The 18,847-nt window shown below is 44.8% G+C and carries 16 protein-coding genes; 8 read left to right on the forward strand and 8 right to left on the reverse strand.

Annotated elements, in window-relative coordinates; genetic code table 11:
• Positions 1-35: 35 nt before the first annotated feature.
• The gene (locus CH376_RS07725) at positions 36-248 is read left to right on the forward strand and encodes a hypothetical protein (protein WP_100786093.1); all 213 of its coding nucleotides are present in this window, start codon (positions 36-38) and stop codon (positions 246-248) included.
• On the opposite strand, the gene CH376_RS07730 is transcribed toward CH376_RS07725, so the two are convergent.
• Positions 219-1,079 carry an HAD family hydrolase gene (locus CH376_RS07730; RefSeq protein ID WP_100786094.1) on the reverse strand — a complete coding sequence of 287 codons (861 nt, stop codon included), beginning with the start codon at positions 1,077-1,079 and terminating at the stop codon, positions 219-221. The genes CH376_RS07725 and CH376_RS07730 overlap by 30 nt on opposite strands.
• A 520-nt stretch (positions 1,080-1,599) precedes the next feature.
• Here CH376_RS07730 and CH376_RS07740 point away from each other — a divergent pair.
• On the forward strand, positions 1,600-2,424 hold the full coding sequence (locus tag CH376_RS07740; protein ID WP_100786096.1) for a 1,4-dihydroxy-6-naphtoate synthase: 825 nt from the start codon (positions 1,600-1,602) through the stop codon (positions 2,422-2,424).
• 319 nt (positions 2,425-2,743) lie between these two features.
• On the opposite strand, the gene metF is transcribed toward CH376_RS07740, so the two are convergent.
• The 5 genes from metF to CH376_RS07765 form a co-directional block, all read right to left on the reverse strand.
• Positions 2,744-3,616, reverse strand: coding sequence for a methylenetetrahydrofolate reductase [NAD(P)H] (metF, locus tag CH376_RS07745; RefSeq protein ID WP_100786097.1), 873 nt, complete (start codon positions 3,614-3,616; stop codon positions 2,744-2,746).
• 9 nt (positions 3,617-3,625) lie between these two features.
• On the reverse strand, positions 3,626-6,139 hold the full coding sequence (locus tag CH376_RS07750) for a discoidin domain-containing protein (RefSeq protein WP_100786098.1): 2,514 nt from the start codon (positions 6,137-6,139) through the stop codon (positions 3,626-3,628).
• A gap of 25 nt (positions 6,140-6,164) precedes the next feature.
• On the reverse strand, positions 6,165-7,058 hold the full coding sequence (locus CH376_RS07755) for a helix-turn-helix domain-containing protein (protein WP_100786099.1): 894 nt from the start codon (positions 7,056-7,058) through the stop codon (positions 6,165-6,167).
• A 374-nt stretch (positions 7,059-7,432) separates the two neighbouring features.
• The gene (locus tag CH376_RS07760) at positions 7,433-8,278 is read right to left on the reverse strand and encodes a ParB/RepB/Spo0J family partition protein (protein ID WP_100786100.1); all 846 of its coding nucleotides are present in this window, start codon (positions 8,276-8,278) and stop codon (positions 7,433-7,435) included.
• On the reverse strand, positions 8,262-9,014 hold the full coding sequence (locus tag CH376_RS07765) for a ParA family protein (protein ID WP_100786101.1): 753 nt from the start codon (positions 9,012-9,014) through the stop codon (positions 8,262-8,264). The genes CH376_RS07760 and CH376_RS07765 overlap by 17 nt, the downstream gene beginning before the upstream one ends.
• Positions 9,015-9,375: 361 nt before the next feature.
• On the opposite strand from CH376_RS07765, the gene CH376_RS07770 reads away from it, so the two are divergent.
• The 5 genes from CH376_RS07770 to CH376_RS07790 all read left to right on the forward strand — a co-directional run bounded on the left by CH376_RS07770 (position 9,376) and on the right by CH376_RS07790 (position 14,181).
• Positions 9,376-10,740, forward strand: a complete 1,365-nt coding sequence (locus CH376_RS07770) for a helix-turn-helix domain-containing protein (RefSeq protein ID WP_100786102.1) — start codon at positions 9,376-9,378, stop codon at positions 10,738-10,740.
• 3 nt (positions 10,741-10,743) lie between these two features.
• Complete coding sequence (locus CH376_RS07775; RefSeq protein ID WP_100786103.1) at positions 10,744-11,757, forward strand: hypothetical protein; 1,014 nt, start codon at positions 10,744-10,746, stop codon at positions 11,755-11,757.
• Between the two features lie 83 nt (positions 11,758-11,840).
• Complete coding sequence (locus tag CH376_RS07780; RefSeq protein WP_100786104.1) at positions 11,841-12,857, forward strand: hypothetical protein; 1,017 nt, start codon at positions 11,841-11,843, stop codon at positions 12,855-12,857.
• 47 nt (positions 12,858-12,904) lie between these two features.
• Positions 12,905-13,285, forward strand: a complete 381-nt coding sequence (locus tag CH376_RS07785) for a phosphatidylinositol phospholipase (RefSeq protein ID WP_100786105.1) — start codon at positions 12,905-12,907, stop codon at positions 13,283-13,285.
• A gap of 680 nt (positions 13,286-13,965) precedes the next feature.
• The gene (locus CH376_RS07790) at positions 13,966-14,181 is read left to right on the forward strand and encodes a hypothetical protein (protein ID WP_100786107.1); all 216 of its coding nucleotides are present in this window, start codon (positions 13,966-13,968) and stop codon (positions 14,179-14,181) included.
• A 117-nt stretch (positions 14,182-14,298) separates the two neighbouring features.
• Here CH376_RS07790 and CH376_RS07795 read toward each other — a convergent pair whose 3' ends face one another.
• Positions 14,299-15,684: a PP2C family protein-serine/threonine phosphatase gene (locus CH376_RS07795; RefSeq protein ID WP_100786108.1), complete on the reverse strand. Its 1,386-nt coding sequence runs from the start codon at positions 15,682-15,684 to the stop codon at positions 14,299-14,301.
• A gap of 160 nt (positions 15,685-15,844) precedes the next feature.
• Here CH376_RS07795 and CH376_RS07800 point away from each other — a divergent pair, with 160 nt between their 5' ends.
• The gene (locus CH376_RS07800; protein WP_100786109.1) at positions 15,845-17,293 is read left to right on the forward strand and encodes an MBOAT family O-acyltransferase; all 1,449 of its coding nucleotides are present in this window, start codon (positions 15,845-15,847) and stop codon (positions 17,291-17,293) included.
• Here CH376_RS07800 and CH376_RS07805 read toward each other — a convergent pair.
• Complete coding sequence (locus tag CH376_RS07805; RefSeq protein ID WP_100786110.1) at positions 17,278-18,819, reverse strand: hypothetical protein; 1,542 nt, start codon at positions 18,817-18,819, stop codon at positions 17,278-17,280. The two genes, CH376_RS07800 and CH376_RS07805, sit on opposite strands and share 16 nt — an antisense overlap.
• Between the last annotated feature and the right edge of the window lie 28 nt (positions 18,820-18,847).

Below are 18,847 nucleotides of genomic sequence, written 5' to 3' on the forward strand. Positions count from 1 at the left end.
GACTTTATTGAGACTGATTTTCAACTTGGTCATATATGCAACTCGATATTCAAACTCAAGATTGGATCGTTTACGGAATCGTGAGCTTGACCGCAGTTCGGTTGTTCTTTCCTCTTCTCTCCGTAATTCAAGAATTCACCGGAAAAACTTCTCAATCTAAGGACGAAGATTTCGGATGTTATACACAGGCTTGCAAATCCTGCGATGTGAAAAATTCCTCAAAAGGAAACGATCCGATTCTCCACTAAAGCAAGAGCGACTCCGTCCTCTTCATTGCTGTATCGCGTAACGTGCTTCGCCGAATTTTTGATTTCGGGAACTGCGTTTTTCATCGCAAAACCGACCCCGCTGTGAAGGAGCATCTCAAGATCGTTCCTTTCGTCTCCAAAAGAGACGACCCCGTCCCCATCCAAACCTTTCAAAGAAAGAAAACGCGAAATCCCGGACCATTTAGAAACGGAAACGTTGATGATCTCCACACAATAAGAAACTCCCGGAATTTTTGTAAGAATACAACGAAGATCGGAAGCATTCGGCAAAGATGAAATCTTTCGGACTAGGGAATCCAGATCTTCCTTCTGAAGAGCCAAAAAACATATTACAAGAATCTTATCTAATTCGAGAGAAAGGAAATCTCCCACGGAACGGGTGCGGGACAAGTCCCCTCCCGAATAGTTGTGATAGATTTCGCTCGTGATCGGAACTTCCGTGAACATGTCGACGCCGTCCTCAAACCGATCGACGTGAAGAATCGGAGGAGTGTGAAATTCTTTTCCAAGAAGAAGGATATCATAGACGAGCTTCGGTTCGAGATAACTCTCCGCGATTCTCTGCGCGCTCGGAGAATGTCGTAAGATTTGTCCGTTGTTGGAGACGACGTGAACTTCTCCTCGAAATTCTTTCGCAAAAGAGAACGTGGAGAAAAATCTTCTCCCAGTCGCGATCACAAGATTCTTTCCTTGGTCGATCGCTTTCTGAAGAACGGAGTGGGTGAGGGGAGAAATTTTACTCTTGGAGTTGAGAAGAGTTCCGTCCAAGTCGACGGCGATCGTATGAATCTGAGAAGGATCGAAAGACATGTTTTGTTTCAGGAAATCGAGAGGGAGATTTTAGAGAAGGAGTTTTTTGTATCTGAAATTGCACACGAAATCCAGGAAGAATCAAAAGTTCCGTCGATCCAGGAGCCCCATTCTTTTTTGCGAGAAAGAATCAGAATGGAAGTAAGAAATTCTCTGATTCAAGGGCGTTGCTGGAGATTCTTCTTGTACGCCTCAACCTTTCGTAGGACCTACAAGTCCTCCGTAAAAATCGCGGGCCCCACCCTGGTTGGGTGGAGGAGGCGGGCTGGTGGGAAAACTCGGGAAAACCTCCTTTAGCACAAAAAAACGAATCCACAACTAAATTTCGATTCTCAAAAATCGCGTCGGAACTCCGACAAAAAAGAAACGCCCCCTTTTCCGAAAGGGAGAACTTCCGCTTTTTCACGGAAGAACCTTCCATTCTCATTGGAAATCCTGCCTCAAACATCCTCCAAAAAAAGGAAGAGCTTTCTTTTTCCGACAAAACTCAAAGAGTGGGAATCTAAAAAGAAGAAAGAAGATGGAACTCAGCTTAGCATATTCCCCCTGCCCAAACGATACGTTTTTATTTTACCACCTCGTGCACGGAAAAACTTCCGATCAATTCCAAATCCGAGAAGAGCTCCACGACGTCGAAGAATTAAACCGCTCCGCGTTTTCAGGAAAGTATCAAACCACAAAACTTTCCTTTGCAGCTTATTTTTCAGTGATGGATCGGTATTCGATTCTCGATTCCGGATCGGCCTTAGGTCGGAACTGCGGCCCCCTTTTGGTTTTCAAAAAGGGAAAGAATCTCGGGTCTGCGAAAGGAAAAAAAATTCTCATCCCCGGAGAATTCACGACGGCGAATCTTCTTTTGAAATTATTCCTCAAGAATGATTTTCAAGCCGAGGCGGTACGTTACGACAAGATCATCCCTCTCCTTCTTTCCGGAGAAGCCGACTTTGGAGTTTTGATCCACGAAGAACGTTTCACCTACGAAAGACAAGGCCTCGTAAAACTTCAAGACCTGGGAGAATGGTGGGAAGAATCGACCGGAAAACACATCCCGTTAGGCGCAATCGCAATCCGAAGGGACCTGGACCCCGGATTAAAATCGGACTTCGACGACGCGCTCAAAAAAAGCCTGGATCTCGGCTATCAAAACAGAGAAAAAACTTACGAATACATTCTAAAACATTCCCAAGACACAACGAGAGAAGTCGTAGATGCCCATATCGCATTGTATGTGAACGAGTTCACTCGTTCTCTTGGAACCGAAGGAAGAGAAGCGATTTTGGAACTCTATCGGAGAGGGGTCGATGCAGGCTTCTTGCCCGGAGGAAAAGAGGGAAGTTTGTTCTAAGATATCAAAAAGAGCAGCTTCCTCTTTTTTTGGCGATTTCGAAGTTCCGAAAACAAGACCGTGAACCTCGCTTCTTCACTCCAAACCCAAGCGGCCCTGTGAAGGATAAATTTGTCGTAACTCCGACAAGTCCTCCGTAAAAGTCGCGGGCCCCACCCTGGTTGGGTGGAGGAGGCGGGCTGGTGGGAAAACTCGGGAAATTTTCTCTATCACAGAAATCCAATCTCGTAAAGAAAAATCCCATTCTTTCTTCTTGCGTCGGAACTCCGACAAAAAAAGCGACTTTCCCGATCCTTAAAAAGTAGGAACTCCTTCTTTTTTACCCTTTCAACTCCCGCACGATATCATAACTCGCGTGCGTTTGATTGAGAGTGTAAAGATGAATCCCGGGCACGCCCATTTCCAAAAGTTCCCTGCACTGTTTCACGGTGAAGTTCAAACTTCTTCTGTAAAATTCTTCCGGACGATGTTCGACTTCTTGCAAATCCTCGATCAAAGAAGAGGGAAATTCACAACCGGCCAACGTCCTAAATCTTTCAATCTGAGAAAAGGAAGTGATCGGCATAATTCCAGGAATTACGGGAACCCGAATTCCGACCTTCCTCACTAAGTTGAGAAAATTCTCAAACGTAGAATTCATAAAAAAAAGTTGGGAAACCAGGAAGTCGGTTCCCGCGTCCACTTTCAACTTGAGATGTCGGACGTCTTCTTCCAAAGATTTTGCGTTCGGATGTTTTTCGGGATAACAACCCCCGCCGATACAAAAATCCAACTTCTCGGAACGAATAAAGGAGATGAGTTCCGTCGCGTTTTCAAAACCGCCCGGAGTTTTTTTAAATTCGCCTTCGCCCCTGGGAGGATCTCCCCGAAGGGCCATCAAGTTAACGATTCCCTTGGAACGGATTCCTTTCAGAATTTCCCGAATCTGATCTCGATCGGCTCCCACGCACGTAAAGTGAGAAGCCGTAGGAAAGGAATAATTCTTTGAAATTTCTGTAACGATTTGAACCGTTTTATCTCTCGTAGAACCGCCGGCGCCGTAAGTAACGGTGACAAAGTCCGGATTTACTTGAGACAACTCTTTTACGGTCTCCATCAACTTTACGTCCCCTTCCGGAGTTTTCGGAGGGAGGAATTCAAACGAATACACAGGCTCCTTCTTGGAGCCGTAAATTTCAGATATTTTTTTCATAGAGTCCCGTCATTGAAAGCAAAGAAGAATTTGGATCTGACCTCTCCCGGAACGAAGCGGAGTCAACGCTTTTCCGAAAAGAGAACCCGGCCGAAGAGACTCCGCCGAAATTCGAACAGCGTGTCCGCCGGTTAAACCGGTAACGAGCAAACTCCCCGGCTGGATCGGATAAGAAGAAGCGTCCGCGTTTACCGTAACGACACCCGACACTGCGACGAGCCAATGAGAACCGTCCGCAGGAACGGAATCTCCGAAGAGTAGGGCCGCCGATTTTACGGCGACTCCGATCGCATTCGTCGCGTTAGCCGTCTTTGCCTTTTGCAAACGACCGTCCTCTCCCATCGCCAAAATATCGCCTTCTCCGATCACGTCGGATGGATTCACCGGAAAGAATCTCGCGATACAATCGGAGTTCTTACCCGTCGAAATTCGAACACTTCCGGAAAATTCGGATTCTCCTTCCGCAAGAAACGCTTTTCCGGATCCGGTCTCTCCCAGGGAAGAAATTCCCTTTCCGTTGGCAAACAAAGCAACGCCCGATCTCGAATGGAAGATTCCGCCAAACCCTCGTTTGGCGAGACCGATCACTCCCGCCGATTCTTGGTCGCCCGAAGAGGAATCTCCTCGAACTCCGAACCTTTCTCCGTATCCGATCAAACCCGTATTGCGCGCGGACCCGACGATCCCCGCGCCTTTTTCGCTGTCGTTTCTTGCGTAAACAGGAGCGTGATTTTCTGGAGGAGGCGCGATGTTCGTATAAGCGGCTTCCGTCGCTCCTTTTACTTTTAAGAATCCCGTATGAGAACTGAAGTCGTGATCGAGCGGCGCGTAATCGTGAACGTGAGGCTTAGGATCTCTTTTATCGGACAATCTCGGATCGTCTGAGGAAACGACTTTTCCGGGAGCGTTATTCCCGAGAGTTGCAATCTCTACGATTCCCGGATACGAAGTGGTCGCGCTTCGAAGTCGCTTATCATTTCCTTGGACGACGACGCCTTCTTTCGATTCTCCGGATTGCGCGAGTTGAACGATCCCGTAAGATTCCGTGGTGGCGATTTTTAGGCGTTTGTCATCTCCTTGGACCGCCGCCTCGGAAGAACCTTCTCCGCTTTTTGCAAAACGAACAATCCCCGGAAACTCCGTGTTTGCTTTTCGAATCCTAGGATCGTCTGCGGTCACGGCTTTTCCCGGTTCCGAAGCTCCCGGCTCGGAAAGAATCGCCAAACCGTATTTTTTAGTAGTCGCGATCTTCAGACGATCGTCGTTTCCTTGGACAACGACTCCGTCTTTCGTTTCTCCATTCTCCGCCAACTCTACAATCCCCAAACTAGAAACCGTCGCCGCTTTTAAACGGTCGTCGTTTCCTTGGACAACTCTTTCCGCCCGATTTTCGCCATTGGTTGCAAGACGTACTAACCCGTGTGCGAGTTCGGTCGCGTGTTTAAGCCGTTTATCATTCCCTTGAACCACAACGCCTTCTTTGTCCTCTCCGTCTCCCGCGAGTTCTACGATCCCTTTATATTCAGTCGAAGAATCTCTCAACCTTCTGTCGTTCGATTGAACGGCGACCCCTTCGGAATTTTCGCCGTCGACCGCAAGGCGCACCAAACCGGAACGAAGAACCGTCGCGTAGGGAAGCGGTTCCGACGTCGGCTTGTTCGTAAGATCGCTCAGATGAGGTGTCGCATAGAGTTCCAATTCAACAATTTTGGTCTGATAAAGTTCTTGGCCTTTTTTTTCATTCTGGCGGGCAACCAGCTTCAGATAACGCACGTTCGTCGGAAGGAATCTCCATTGATACCAAACCCCCGGCTCGGATAAGAATTGATTCTCCTCCAACAACTGATTCCAAGAAAGATCATCCTCGCTGTAATACACGGTAAATCTTTCCGGAAAACAAACCGGCTCCGTTTTGGAAGTAAGAAGTCGAAGTTCGTTGACGCGGCTGATCGAGCCGAGGTCGGTAAGAAAAAATTCTTCTCCGGGTTTCGGAGATTCTTTCGATGCCCATCCGTAGTCGGGCCTTTGATCGATGAGATTTTCTTTCACCCAAAAACGGTCTTGTTCGGAGCTGACTCCTATCTTTACGATTCCGGAAATTCCGACTTCCAACTGCCCGAGGGAAACCTTGTATTTCCCGGATCCGTCCTTCTCGGAAACCTGGCTGATCAATTTTAAGAATTTTGCTTGGACGAGGGAAAAGTTCCACTGTCCTACCTTTTGATTTAAACGCCGAAATCCGGTCTCTTGAAGAATCGGTTCCCAGACGATTCCATCCATAGAAATTTCAAAACGAAACGTATCCGGAAAAAAGTTAATTTCCTGCGGATTAGAATGCAGTCTGATCTGATTTAAACTGGAAATTCCATCCAGGAGCAGGGTGAGGGAAGATATTCCGGGAGAATCCTTTGTTTCATTGTAACGTAAAAGTTTTCCTTCTTTTAAATCGTAAGTTCCGGAAGATTTAATTTCCCGGATTTTCAAAGGGCCGGGGTGGCTGATTCGAATCGATTCAGAGTTCATTCAAGATTTGTCCTGGTTCTCTTTTTTAATATTTAGAGGAAATAGTTCGGTTTTCTTCGGTTTTTGCGGAAAATATAACCAATATCGGAGGACGGATTTCCTCTGTGAAGTACTTTGCAATGATCATTCGGAGGGACTCGGGAACGCTATCCAAGACACAAATGGTTCGTCCATCCGGCTCTACACGAATTTGTTCCAAAATTTCTATGCTGGACCGGGTAAGCCTTTCCCTCGACCAAGTTAAGAATCCTTTCCAAGTCGCCTCTTTTTCGCTCATCCCGCTCGGAGGCTGATTAAATTCAGGCATGGGTGCGACGTTTTCGGTTCCCATTAGATTCTTACAAATTCCTTGAACATAGCGCAAGTTTCCTTCCATCCCTCTGAGTTTTGCAATCCCAAGCGCTTCTGACAAGATCGAGGTCCCGTATTTTTCTTCCAACAATGACAAACTCAATGGCGTATTCTTCTTTCCTGGTTCTTGATTTTGATTGTTGGTTATGGTTATATTGATATGGTTTGGGGCTCCTTCCGCAGACCCCTGGGATCCCTTTTTTGACCCCTCAAAGATTTCCGATTCTCCACCTCCAAGGTATCCAGAATTATACCCCTGAGGTGGAATCTTGGACCCGGCATAGTTGAAACAAAAATAATACCGCGAACTCGTATGTCCCGTTCCGGGCGTGACTTGGAGAAGTCCGGCTTGGATCAGGTCTCTCTTTCCTTGGATGATGGATTTTTTTGTTTTGAAGCCCGTTAGCTTTAAGAGCATTTCTGTGCTCGGCCATACCGGTTTGAAATGCTGGTTGCTAAATTTAAGCAGCACCAAATACAGCGTCTTTGCCGCAGAGGATAAGCCGGCCCAGACGCCGGAATCAATGATATCGGCGAAAAATTTGATATAGGGATAATGTTCGCCCATTTTCCTTCGGGACCCTCCTTTTCGGGAAAGTACATTAATTTTAAGCAAAAGTTCCGAAGGGAGTTGACATTATTGGACATAATGATACTTATGTCTCATCCAACAACATTCCTTCGGGAAAATCCGGCCCCTGGTTATCCAGGGGAATTTTTTTGTCCGGATCCAAAATAAATACGCCTTCGGCCTGAATCCTTTAGAATCGGGCTTCGTACTATATTTCCGTTTACTATATTATGTCACATTAAACCCATTGTCGCGGCTTTGTCAATCTCATTGACCCGTTTTCGGCTGTTTTTAGGAAATTCTTTTTGCTAAGTACCTGTATGTACTTATTTTAATGTCGCTTAACAATTTTATTAAGCGACATTGGCGTCTTAGTCGGACTCGAATTTTTTGCGGATTTCTTTTTTAATTAATTTGAGAATTTCACCCAAGAGCTCGTCGTTTTCGGAGCTGATCTGGATGATTCCCGGTTTTTTTGTGATTTTGTATTCTGAGGATTTTGAAGCCGGATTTTTGGAATTTGCCGCAGCGCTCGGTTTTGAGGAGAATAGGCCGTCTTCTTCCCGGTTAAAAGATTTTGCGTCTTTTACGGTTTTCAGCGCCCCGGTTAAAAATAAATTTAAGAATTCAGGGAACGTTCCTTTTCTGGACGCGGACACGGCTTGGATCAACAGATTCTTACTTTCAATTCCGGCTTCTTTGCAGGATCTGAGTTCGTCCTTGTTGAGATCCGAAATTCCTAAAAGCTCCGTCATATAACTTCTGCTTTTTCCAAAAAGGGTCGCGAGTTCTTGGTCCGTATATTGAAAGCTGGTTTTCAGATGGGACATCGCTTCCACTTCTTCATAAGGGGAAAGGTTTTCTCTTTGGAGATTTTCAATGATGGCAAGTCGAAAGGTTTCTTTTTCGTCCCGATCTAAGATCTTGCATTCGACCTCGGTCCAGTTGAGTTGTTTGGCTGCGTGATATCTTCTTTCTCCGGCGACAATTCTGTAGTGTTCGTCTTCCGGATTTTGTTTCGTCACTATGATCGGTTGCAAGAGTCCGTCTTTGTCCAAACTTCTCGCCAGATCTTCGACTCCTTTCTTTCTGTCCTGCCTCGGTTGGTTTTCGGAAGGAAGAATTTTATCCAGCCGTATTTTTCGAATCGTTCCTTCTAACTTCTCGGCCTGAAATACGTCGGCGAGAGAACCTAATCTTTTACTTTTTGAGCTCATTCAAAAACTCCTCAATAAAACCTTCGTATTCTTGCGCTTGCTTGCTCGACTTGTTGTATTCAAATACCGATTTTTTTGCGAGATGAGATTCTCCGACCGCTACTCCGTCGGAAATGCTCGTTTCAAAAATTCGGAAATATTTTGTCAGCACTGGAACGATGGTTTTTGTCAAAAGCGTTTGTGGTTTGAGTTGGGTGATAAGCGCACCCAGGATTTCGAGATTGGGGTTGATTCTTTTTTTGATGCTCGTGATCGTCTGTTGCAAACCGACAATTCCATCTACCGAAAACTTCTCAGCCTGAAGCGGAATGATCACGTAGTTTGAACCGACGAGCGCATTGATCGTAAAGATCGAAAGACTGGGAGGGCAGTCGATGACACAAAAATCAAACCCTTCCAATCCTTGCAGGGCGTCCCTCAGAATGTAGGGAGCGTCGACCGAACTTCCCGAGAGAGTTTCGACTTCCGCAAGATTGGTTTTTGAAGGCGCTAAAAAAAGATTCGGAAGTTTGGTATCTACCATGATTTCTTTGATATTCATGCGGGAGTTAAAAACTCCGTGCATGGATTTATCCAGCGTCTCCGGGTTGATAAAAATGCCAGTCGAGTTTGCCTGAGGATCGATGTCGACGAGCAAAGTTTTTTTTCCTCTTCTCGCGAGCCCCATGGCCAAATTGAGGGAAGTGGTCGTTTTTCCTTCTCCGCCTTTCTGGTTTGCAATGGATACTACTATCATGATTCTACCTTATATTCTATTGTCGGACATCCGACATCGAATCCTTATCAAGACCGGATTTTGGATGATAAGAATTTTGATTTTTGAAAATTTCTGCGTTTTCGTGATTTAAAAAAGTGGGGTCCGATTTCGGATCCAGTGCTCTTTTTTACACAACCGGTTCTTGGAGGTTGCCTTTTTTTGAAGTCGAGTTTTCTTGAAAATGAGGAAATCAATCTTCTCTTACAGCTCCGATTCCAGATGGAGCTAAGGTTTTTTATCTTCAATCATTTATCTTAAATTAGGTCTTTTTTCCTGGAAAAAGCGATATCGGATCGCCTTTGTCGGACGTCCGACATTGCTTCTGTACTTAGTTGACAGGATGCTTAATTTTAAACATATTCCCTTTGTGCATCCTTCCCTTTCTAATCTTTTGTTTTCTGAGAATTCTCCCTCTTTGCATAAAAAAGAAGAATTCTCAAAGGCATTTGAAGATTGGATTCGGCTTTCCGGCGCGCTTTGCGGAGTTCTTACTTTTAGCTTTGATCAAGGTAAAACTTTGGAAGAAGTTTCCGCCGTAGGTTATGACGATGAAGGTTTTTTTTATTCTTTTTTATCTCGTTCTACTGGGAATTTGGAGATCTTAAACCGAGAAAATTTCCCTCTTTGGTTTTCCTCCAAGGATCACGAACTCTTTGATTCTCGGGCGGCCGGTTGTTTGGTCGTGGGAATTCGAGGGGATTCTTTTTTGGACGGCTTTTTTCTGGCCGAGTTTCTGGAAAAACCCTCGGACGCGCTTCTGGCTCTTTGGGGTTTGGTCGCGCGAAAAATTTCTGAAAATTCTCTCTCGGATCTTTCGGTTCTGAAAGTTTCGTCTTCTTCCGTTCCTCGTCCTGAATTTTCTAGAAAAGAAAATCTTGGAGAATTTTTGGCGGAAATTTGCGCCGTCACGACCATTCCGGATTGGCTGAAGAGGAGTTCTTGGGTTCGAATTTTGGGGTCTTCCGGGGTCGGAAAAAAGACCCTTGGAAAGTGGATTCATCGAACCTTGAGCCCGGAAAAAGGAATTCTGGTTTTGGGTTTTTTACCCGAGCAAATTTCCAAGCTCGAAAAGTCTTTTGAAGAATGGTCTCGGATGACAAATTCCGGTACGATTTTGATCGAAGGCGCGCAGAAATTTACTTCGGTCCAACAGAAATTCTTCTTCAAAATTCTTTCTGGAGAATCGAGTCCGTTTCGTCTCATTTTTACGGAGACGAGCGGGTCGGAACCCAACGAAATTTTCAGACCATTTCGAGAATTTCTTCTGCAAAGGACGATTTCAGTTCCCGAATTTGCGGATCTAAATTCTTCGCAAAAAGAATCTCTGGTTCGGTTTCTCTTAGAGGAACTCAAAGAATCTTTGGGTCGAGAGGACCTTCGTCTTTCGGAGGAGAATCTTGGGAAAATTCTGAGGATGGATTTCAGTAAGAATCTTTCCGGCTTGCGCAATCTTTTGGAAGAATCTATTTTAAGCTCCTCTGGTTCCGAGATCGGAATTCTGGAAAAAAGAGAGCGTAAGGATAGAATTTTGACAATTCCGGATTCGGAGGATTTGGATCTCCGCCGGGCGGTCGAGGCCGTAGAAAGGCAAAAGATTCTTCTCGCACATAAATTATTCGGCGGGAATCAGATTCGGATGGCTAAGGCCCTTGGGATTTCCAGAGGTTCCTTACAATACAAACTGAAACAGTTGGAGATAGGTTAAAAAGTGGATCTTGATTCTTTATACGAAGAGCGGAAAACCCCGGGTGGATTTTTAGTCAAAGTCCGTTTGGCGAAAATGACCTACGTGGTTTTTACCCAAAAAGGTCCGGAAGTTCCTCGAGGAGCCAAAAACAGTTCGATTGTGGTCGCTGTTCCCCGCGTGGTTTTTCTAGGGTCGGAATTCAATCTGGCTCACTTTCGTTTGGGAGAATTGAGTTTTGTAAACGTGAAGCAGGGGAAGCTCGTAATTCCTTATCAGCACGCGAATTCCGGAAACGAGGTTCGAACCATTTTTTTAAATTCGGGAAGCGACTGCGACGTCCTTCCGGTTGTGGTTTATCATTTCCAAAATAACGAAGATCTAATTCGATCCCGGGACGAAGGCGTGGAAATGCACCACCTCGTTTTGGACGAATCTTATCCCAGACAAGATCTGATTACGTTGAAGATCCGATTTCCGGCTCTCAATATGTTGATCGTTCGCAAAAAAGTTGCACTTCACAAAGCGGCGGAAGCGGCCCCCGCGGAAGTTGCAAAAGGAAAAGAATCCGGAATCGTCGATTTCAACCGGGTGCGCGCCGCGGACATCATGGATTCCGGAAATCTCAATATTCATTCCGGGAACCCGGTTTTTTTGGCTCGGATTCATTTGAGAAGGATGGATCTGGAAAAGGTGAAGCAGCTTCTTTTGGATTTTCAATTAAAGCCGGAAGAAGTCTCGTTTATCCGCACTTTTTTTTCGGTCATGATTCGCAACGAGTTTGAAAAAGAAGAACTCAAACAAGTGAAACTGAAATTGCAAAGTCTGGACGAAGGTTTTCGTTTGGCGGAATTGATTTTAGAGATGAAGGTCCGCGAGTTTGAGATCGAGCTTGAGAAAAATTTCGGTCCCGAGATTGCGAGTATGTGTTATGCACTTTTGGAAAAAGAACAAGACCGAGCAGAAGAGGAAGAAAAAGGGATCATTCTCTGGGAATGGAAACTCAGGGTGAAGCGGTTTTTTCGAAAGAGCGCCTGAACAAAAAATCTTAAAAAAACTCTGAAAAAGGTGAAAAAAGGCTTCCTTTTTCCTGAAAAACAGGCAAATTAAAGAAAATTGCTATGTTTTTTCGATCTCAATTAAAAATTCTGGCACAAATCTTGCTTATCGGGTCGGTCTCGCTCGGTGCAGCGGGAGCTCTGTCCGCCGAAGAAAATGAGATCGCTAAAGTCTCCGAGGCCGGAGTTCATCAGTTGGAAGTGGATCGTGTTTTGTCAGTTCCGTTGGCCGGGACCTTTCAACTGGACGAGGACGATTTTCCTTTTTCAAAACAAAGTCGGCTCCGCCTTTCTCAAAAAGAAAATCCTTCACAAAGTAAAATCCAAAATTCAGTTCCGTCTATCTCTTCGGAATCTCATCTAAGAGCCGAAAGTTTCGTTGGGAAAAATTGTTTTTCCATTTCTCTTCCGGCCGATTCTAAACTGAATTCTATTTTTTCACTTTCGATTTCGAGCGAAACTTCTGATTCCAATCTCGCTCGGTTTCAGGGAATTATCAAAAATTCTTCTTCTCCGAATTTCCAAAATAAGCCTTGGGAACAAATCGGGGTTTCTCCTTTGTCGGATCTCAACTGTCCTCTTTTTGTCTATTTCAGAGCGGATAAGAATTTTTGTTCTTCAGAAGCGGATTTTCTCGCGGAAACGATCTTAGGATTCGATTGGAGGTCGGGTGGTTTTGTGGATTTTCAATCCGAGGATTCGATTGGAAAACCGAATTCGTATCTTGCGAATTTCGAAAATAGAATCGTGTCGGATTCTCGAGCGGATATCGCTCCTTCCGCGGAGATTGTCAAAGGACGAAGAAGAATAGGGGATTTGCCTATTACCGGGTTCTCCTTTTGGAAAGCTGGAAAGAATTCGAATTCTTATCCTGTAACTGATGAAGAACAAAGGCTTCTCGTTTCAGGAGAAATTTCGTGGGAGTTCCTACTTTTCAAATCAAGAAAAGATATCTCTCTGCAAATCCAATGGGACGGTCGCTCTGAATCTTCTCATAAGAATAAGAATAAGAATAAGAATGATTGGAAATCGATCGTTGTTTTTCTCGAAAAACCGGTCTTGGATTCTCCGGTCGGATAAAATCTAAATTTGTTTGTTTTTCAGCCCGAGGTTGAAAATCTTTGTCTATGGCTTCCAAAGTGAAACGGTCTTCTTTTCAGAAATTGCTCAACGCAATGAAAAAGATGTCTCTCGAAGTGAACGATTACGAAATCTGCAAACGTCTTGAGACGATTATGATGACCAGCAAGGAAGACCTAAGCCAAGTCGTAGTAAAGTCTCTTTTGGACAATCCAACCGATTTCGACCCGAAAACCTTACCGGAACCCTATGGTCAGTACATAAGACATTTTGTATATATGGTAAAGAGAAATCGAAAACAGGGGATCGACACGAATTTTGACACCCCGGCCCATTCAAAATCTTCCGAAAAGCAGAACGGATTGTCCAGCGAGTCCGTAAAATCTCCTGCAAAAAAAGCAACTCCCAAAAAAGCCGCAAAACGATAAAATTTCCCTGTGCTGCGCACAGGGCGGAAATCTCAATTTTTAAATGCCGGCGCTTCGGCATTTTCGGACCAAATTCTGCGCCGAGGGCCGATTTTGATAGAACGTCGCCCAAACTAGGGCGATTGTAGAAGTGCCGGACATCCGACGTGCTGAAATTTGGTCATTTTGAAAGAGAATCTTAAAAAGCCCGATAAACGGCGAATAAAGAATCAAGAACTCGAGGGCAAAGAAGGCATGCCGAGGCTAACTATGTCACATAAAGACAATTGCTTATTTTTGGGCATTGCAAGAGGCGCTAATCTTAAATAGATGAAAGTAGATATTGCGATGAAGGGAGGCGGATTCGGTCCCGGAATCCAGCAAAGTGATTCCCTGCTGCGCCGTTGGTGGCAAAAATGTCGCTCCGCAATCGCAGGCAGTATTTGGCAGAAGCAAATCGCCTTTGCATAAAAGGGCCGTGTGCCCAGTTGCGGGCAGTTCGCGGGTGAACCTTGGCATAAAAAGCGACCGGGGGATCCCATGCAAAGAAAACTGAGAGCTTCTATTGTATTGAATCCTCGAGCAAAAATGCTTATAAAAGGAGCCATTCTGTCATGTGTAGGAAAAATTCCTGCTAATGCAAGGGTGTCAGGAAAAGTGTTTTACGTTCAAGAGGGTTTTCTTGAAAATAGAAAGACTTTATGGCCGAAGTGATTAAATTAAGGGTCCGTTGTCATGCCTGCTCCTACATGATTGAAGGCTCTGCAAGGTACGGGGCGGGACATTATGTCCCAGAAGGCGTTGATTTTGAGTTCGTGGCGATCGGAAAAATCGAAACTCCAAAAGGGCGTCGAGTAAAGGCGGAAATTACTGCAAACTGCCCAAATTGTGGCGTTAAAAATAAATGGACAGTTTAATTAAATAATAGATGGTTATTCTATTATTAAAATAGATTAAAAATAATCAGCACTATAAGATATCGATTAAAATTAAGCAAATATCATCTTCCGCTCTTGGGTCTCCGCGGAAAGAGTTTAAGTCTCTTTCGATCCTTTCGATAACCGCCTGAGGGTGGTTTTCTCTTTCTTCCTTTTTTTTGCGATTAGCCAGCGGTAAAACTCGCGATCTCCGAGCATGATTTGGTTTGGGCCGTGGGTTTCCGGGATTCCGTCTGTAAAAATTGCAATTCTATCTTCTTCCTTGAGTTTAAATTCCCGCTCTTTGTAGTCCATTTTTGGGAAGATGCCGAGAACCTTTCCTCCTGGAGAAAGGAATCGTAACTTGTTTCGATCCTCTTTATGATTAAAAATAATCCCTTTATTATGACCAGCATTGGCGTATTTGAGGATTTTTTTCTTCACATTGAGATAAATATAGATTCCGGTGATGAAGTTATCGTTGAGTTTCCCATAGACTTCGTCGTTGACCTTTCTCAGAAGTTTTCCGGGTCTTTCCCAATAAGCGGAATTCTTTTCGAAACTGGACTTGAGAGTGTTAAAAAAAAGTGCCGCTCCGATTCCGTGGCCTGAAATATCGGCGATAAAAATTCCGTATTCGGTGCCGGAAATCCGGCGGACGGTGTAAAAGTCCCCGCCGACAGGGAGGACCGGTTTGTAGAGAATTTCGATTCTTACTTTTTCATCCGGACCTGGGAGGTCGGCGCGGAGTGATTTTTTCTGTATCTTTTCGGCTTGTCGGAATTCTTTTTCGAGGTCGAGCTTTTCCTTGAGTGTGTGTTCGTGTTCTAACTGCCGGATATCGAGCAGTTGCTCAAAACGGCTTGATATCACGTTGTGCAGCGTTTGTATGAGCGAGTCGGATTCTACTCCGAGAATTTCCGCGGAAATCAGATATTTGAGTCGGTTTTCGGCTCCGATTTTTCGCAGAAGAAAAAACTGAAAATTCTTCCGCAATAGAACCTCCGCTTCGTAAATCTGAGCGAAGTTTAAGCCCGAGCTTTCAGGAGACAAAATTCTTTGAATGACCTGTCCCGGATTTTGATACGTAAACGGCCTTTCCTGGGCGAAAGAATACAGTTTCCAGCGATAGATCTGAAACGTATCGACCACCCTTTGCAGATTGAACGTCCATGTTTTGGAAAGACCTTGGAACCAAGATTCCAAAAGTGAAATCCTGGAATAGTCGCGTCCCGGATGAGGATGATGAAAATTGCCCAATTCCTTAAGAATCGCGAGAATTTCCCTGTGGATCGGGCTGAGATCGGGAAAGGAATCGTTTACAAAGTAAGATCCTGAAAGAATTTTTTGAAGAGAATACACCATGTCTTCTCTGAGGATGAAAAATAAATTTTGCCGGATTTCAAGACGATCCATGTCGGTCTGCGCGTTGGATTCTTTCCATCCTAAAAGTTTTACTTTGGATAAAAACATCTCCACTTCGAATCGAAGGTCTTCGGACATCGATTCCGGAATTTCCGAAATTGCCTTTTGAATCGATTGGATGATTTCGTTTGATAGATCTTTCAGATTCTTTTCTCCCCGGAACCCGCGTTGAATTGAAAAACGACTGGAGGATTTCCGTTTTATACGAATCCTGGATTCGGACGCACAATCTCTTTCAATGAATTTTACGACTCCACAGTACTTTCTTTTTTTTGCAATCGTTTGGTGTGTCCGTTGGATTCTGGCCGCGCTTTATCCGAAGCGAAACTCTTTAGTTCTCTTTTTTTTGCTCTTTATGAGTTATCTTTTTTATCTTTCTTGGGACTATCGTTTCGGTTTTCTAATCCTTTTTACGACGATTCTCGATTATTCCGTGGGCCTTGCCTTGGATTCGCAGGAAAATCTTAGAAATCGGAAGATTCTTCTCGGCATCTCTCTCCTCGGGAATTTATCGGTTCTTGGGTTTTTTAAATACTTTCACTTCTTTACGGATTCGTTCCGGATTCTTCTTTTATCTTTGGGTTGGGAAGTTTCCGAACCCGTGTTACGAGTAGTTTTGCCGGTCGGGATTTCGTTTTATACGTTTCAGTCCTTGAGTTATTCGATCGACGTTTATCGAAAAGAAATTCCTTCGGAGAAAAATTTTCTTCACTACGCCCTCTTTCTTTCCTTTTTCCCGCAGTTGGTCGCGGGTCCGATCGTTTCCGCGAGAATTCTTTTGCCGGCTCTTCGCTCCCTTTTTAGTTGGGATAAAATTCCTCTTCGGGAAGGAATTTGGCTGATCCTTGTAGGGTTTGTAAAAAAGGCGGTGATCGCGGATCGGATTTCCGTGATTTCCGATTTCGCTTATCAATATCCGGACGATGTTTCGAGTCTTTTTGTTTGGATGGGAGTTCTTTCCTATTCCGTGCAGATCTATTGCGATTTCTCGGGTTATTCGGACATAGCGATCGGTTCGGCGCTTCTGTTGGGAGTTCGTTTGCCGGATAACTTTCGCCTTCCTTATACCGCGAAGAGTTTTTCGGATTTTTGGAGGCGTTGGCATATTTCTCTTTCGGGTTGGCTGCGGGAATATCTCTACATTCCTCTCGGCGGAAATCGAATCGGCGGTTTGTTTACGTATCGGAATCTTTGGATCACGATGATCCTCGGCGGTCTTTGGCACGGGCCGAGTTGGAATTTTGTGATCTGGGGTTTTCTCCACGGAGCGTTTTTGGTTCTGGAACGATTTGTGCGGGATCGTCTGCATTTTCCTTGGACGGATTCTTCCTTCGCTCGAAAGGTTGCAGGCTTGGTATATCAGATTTTTGTAATTCTTTCGGTTTGCCTGATCTGGATTTTTTTCCGTTCCCGCAGTCTGGAAACTTCGCTCGGAATTTTGAAAAAACTCTTCAGCTTCTCGAACGGAATCGAACCGACCTACACGATGCAGTCTCAATTTTTGAGCGTATTCTTCGTTTTGGCTTTTGCGACTTGGATCGGAAAAAAGGAAGAATCTTCCGGCGCGTTCTCCAGATTTCGGGAGAATCTTCACTGGTCTCTTTTCGCTTTTTTGAGTGCGTTCGGTTTTGTGATCGGCGTTGTTCTCACCGTGGAAACAAAGCCGTTTCTTTATTTCGTTTTTTGAAACGGACGTCTAAGCGCGTCTCGGATTTTTCCAAGGTCCCTGTAGAGAAAGACGGAAACCTCTCCGCAGTTTTCTTTTGAGTAAGGAGTTCCGTACACTTCCAAGATCCGAGGTGCCTCCAACCCCTTCTTAAATACCGCAACGGTTCCATCGTAGTCTTTTAGATACCAATCACGGTTGGAAATCGTATGAGAACCTTCTAATGTTCCGTAGGCGACGTGGAGGGCGGGAATTTTTTTCTTCGAAAAGACGAGAATTTTTTTGGACGTCCAAAAATCGGCGATCGCAAGGCCGATAGGCTCTTTTTCGGCGATTTCATCCAGACAAATCGATTCCTGTGGTACCCACTGGGCGAGCCGGATCAGCCGGTTTTCGAGTCCTTCGGGGGATTTATCGGCGATTTTCCAGAGTAAAAGAAATAGAAGAAAGATCGCGAGCGTCAGATTTCTTTTCGGAAAACCCGCGATTGAGATCAAAAAGAACGGCGCGAGAATCAAAGCAGGTGCCGCATAACGCAGGCTGTATTCGTCGATATAGGATCCGCTTGCGATCGGAGCGGTCGTAAGAATCGCGAAAAAGAAGAATAAAAACGAAGTAGTTTTGCTTTTGCGGATTCTTACGAGGCTAAAAAGAAGAGCGATCAAAAGAAAAAGAAATAAGATCGCGGGAGCCGGGAAACCGTCTCTGAATCCGGTCCCGATCCAGTTTCGAGCTTCCGCAAAAAAACGGATACCGTCCTTTTGAAACTGAGCAAATGCGACTAACGCAGAAATTTTTCCGGATTTTTCGATATGCAAAAACGATCTTAGAATCGCGTGAAGGATCAAACCCGCGATTCCAGCAACGAGAAGAATCCGGGAACTTTCCGGAAAGAAACGTTTCCACCCTCGATCGGACGTTTCCTTTTTGACGAACAAAAATCCGGCCAGAATTCCGGGGACAACGAGTTCGACGACTAAGATTCGATCGGAAGCGACGGTCAATACGATCCAAATGAATAAGAACACGCTTTGTCGTTTATTAAGTTTGTTATGAAGAAGCGGCCAGGCGTAAAGAGTCACGAGAAAGGCGCTTGCGTGGATCGAAGGAAGAAAGAGAATATAGAGAGTCGGAAACTCAGGCGCTGCTAGGAGTAAGGCGGAGACAATCAGAAGAATCCAGGATTTGATTCTTCTGGAATCCTTTTTGGAAAGCGAGCTCCGTTTTTTTTCCGCTCTCTGAAAGATCCAAAATTGTTCTAGCAAAACCGTAAACAAAATCGTCTGCAATAATGCGAATGTTAGCAAGGCCTTTTGCGCGTTTCCGAAGGCGAGAAAAAGAACCGATACGATCGGGAAGTCCGGAAAAAAATAAGGAGAAGGCGTGAAAGACCAGGATAAAAAATCGCCTTTGTCTCTAAACAAATCCAGGGCCAAGCTCGGCAAATAGAGAATGTCCGAGTTTTGATAGATTCCTTCCGGACTCAAAGCCAGGGAAACAAAGAGGGAAACGAAGAATAAGATTAAGGTGATTGCGTACTTCAGCATTCTCTCCGAAAGGATTTATGAATTCTTC

This window comes from Leptospira adleri, assembly GCF_002811985.1.
GTDB lineage: Bacteria > Spirochaetota > Leptospiria > Leptospirales > Leptospiraceae > Leptospira > Leptospira adleri.

Bases quoted from the DNA above. Each gene is read 5' to 3' on its own strand.
- CH376_RS07725 (WP_100786093.1), top strand. From the start codon at position 36: ATGCAACTCGATATTCAAACTCAAGATTGGATCGTTTACGGAATCGTG.
- CH376_RS07730 (WP_100786094.1), bottom strand. From the start codon at position 1,079: ATGTCTTTCGATCCTTCTCAGATTCATACGATCGCCGTCGACTTGGAC.
- CH376_RS07740 (WP_100786096.1), top strand. From the start codon at position 1,600: ATGGAACTCAGCTTAGCATATTCCCCCTGCCCAAACGATACGTTTTTA.
- metF (WP_100786097.1), bottom strand. From the start codon at position 3,616: ATGAAAAAAATATCTGAAATTTACGGCTCCAAGAAGGAGCCTGTGTAT.
- CH376_RS07750 (WP_100786098.1), bottom strand. From the start codon at position 6,139: ATGAACTCTGAATCGATTCGAATCAGCCACCCCGGCCCTTTGAAAATC.
- CH376_RS07755 (WP_100786099.1), bottom strand. From the start codon at position 7,058: ATGGGCGAACATTATCCCTATATCAAATTTTTCGCCGATATCATTGAT.
- CH376_RS07760 (WP_100786100.1), bottom strand. From the start codon at position 8,278: ATGAGCTCAAAAAGTAAAAGATTAGGTTCTCTCGCCGACGTATTTCAG.
- CH376_RS07765 (WP_100786101.1), bottom strand. From the start codon at position 9,014: ATGATAGTAGTATCCATTGCAAACCAGAAAGGCGGAGAAGGAAAAACG.
- CH376_RS07770 (WP_100786102.1), top strand. From the start codon at position 9,376: ATGCTTAATTTTAAACATATTCCCTTTGTGCATCCTTCCCTTTCTAAT.
- CH376_RS07780 (WP_100786104.1), top strand. From the start codon at position 11,841: ATGTTTTTTCGATCTCAATTAAAAATTCTGGCACAAATCTTGCTTATC.
- CH376_RS07785 (WP_100786105.1), top strand. From the start codon at position 12,905: ATGGCTTCCAAAGTGAAACGGTCTTCTTTTCAGAAATTGCTCAACGCA.
- CH376_RS07790 (WP_100786107.1), top strand. From the start codon at position 13,966: ATGGCCGAAGTGATTAAATTAAGGGTCCGTTGTCATGCCTGCTCCTAC.
- CH376_RS07795 (WP_100786108.1), bottom strand. From the start codon at position 15,684: ATGTCCGAAGACCTTCGATTCGAAGTGGAGATGTTTTTATCCAAAGTA.
- CH376_RS07800 (WP_100786109.1), top strand. From the start codon at position 15,845: ATGAATTTTACGACTCCACAGTACTTTCTTTTTTTTGCAATCGTTTGG.
- CH376_RS07805 (WP_100786110.1), bottom strand. From the start codon at position 18,819: ATGCTGAAGTACGCAATCACCTTAATCTTATTCTTCGTTTCCCTCTTT.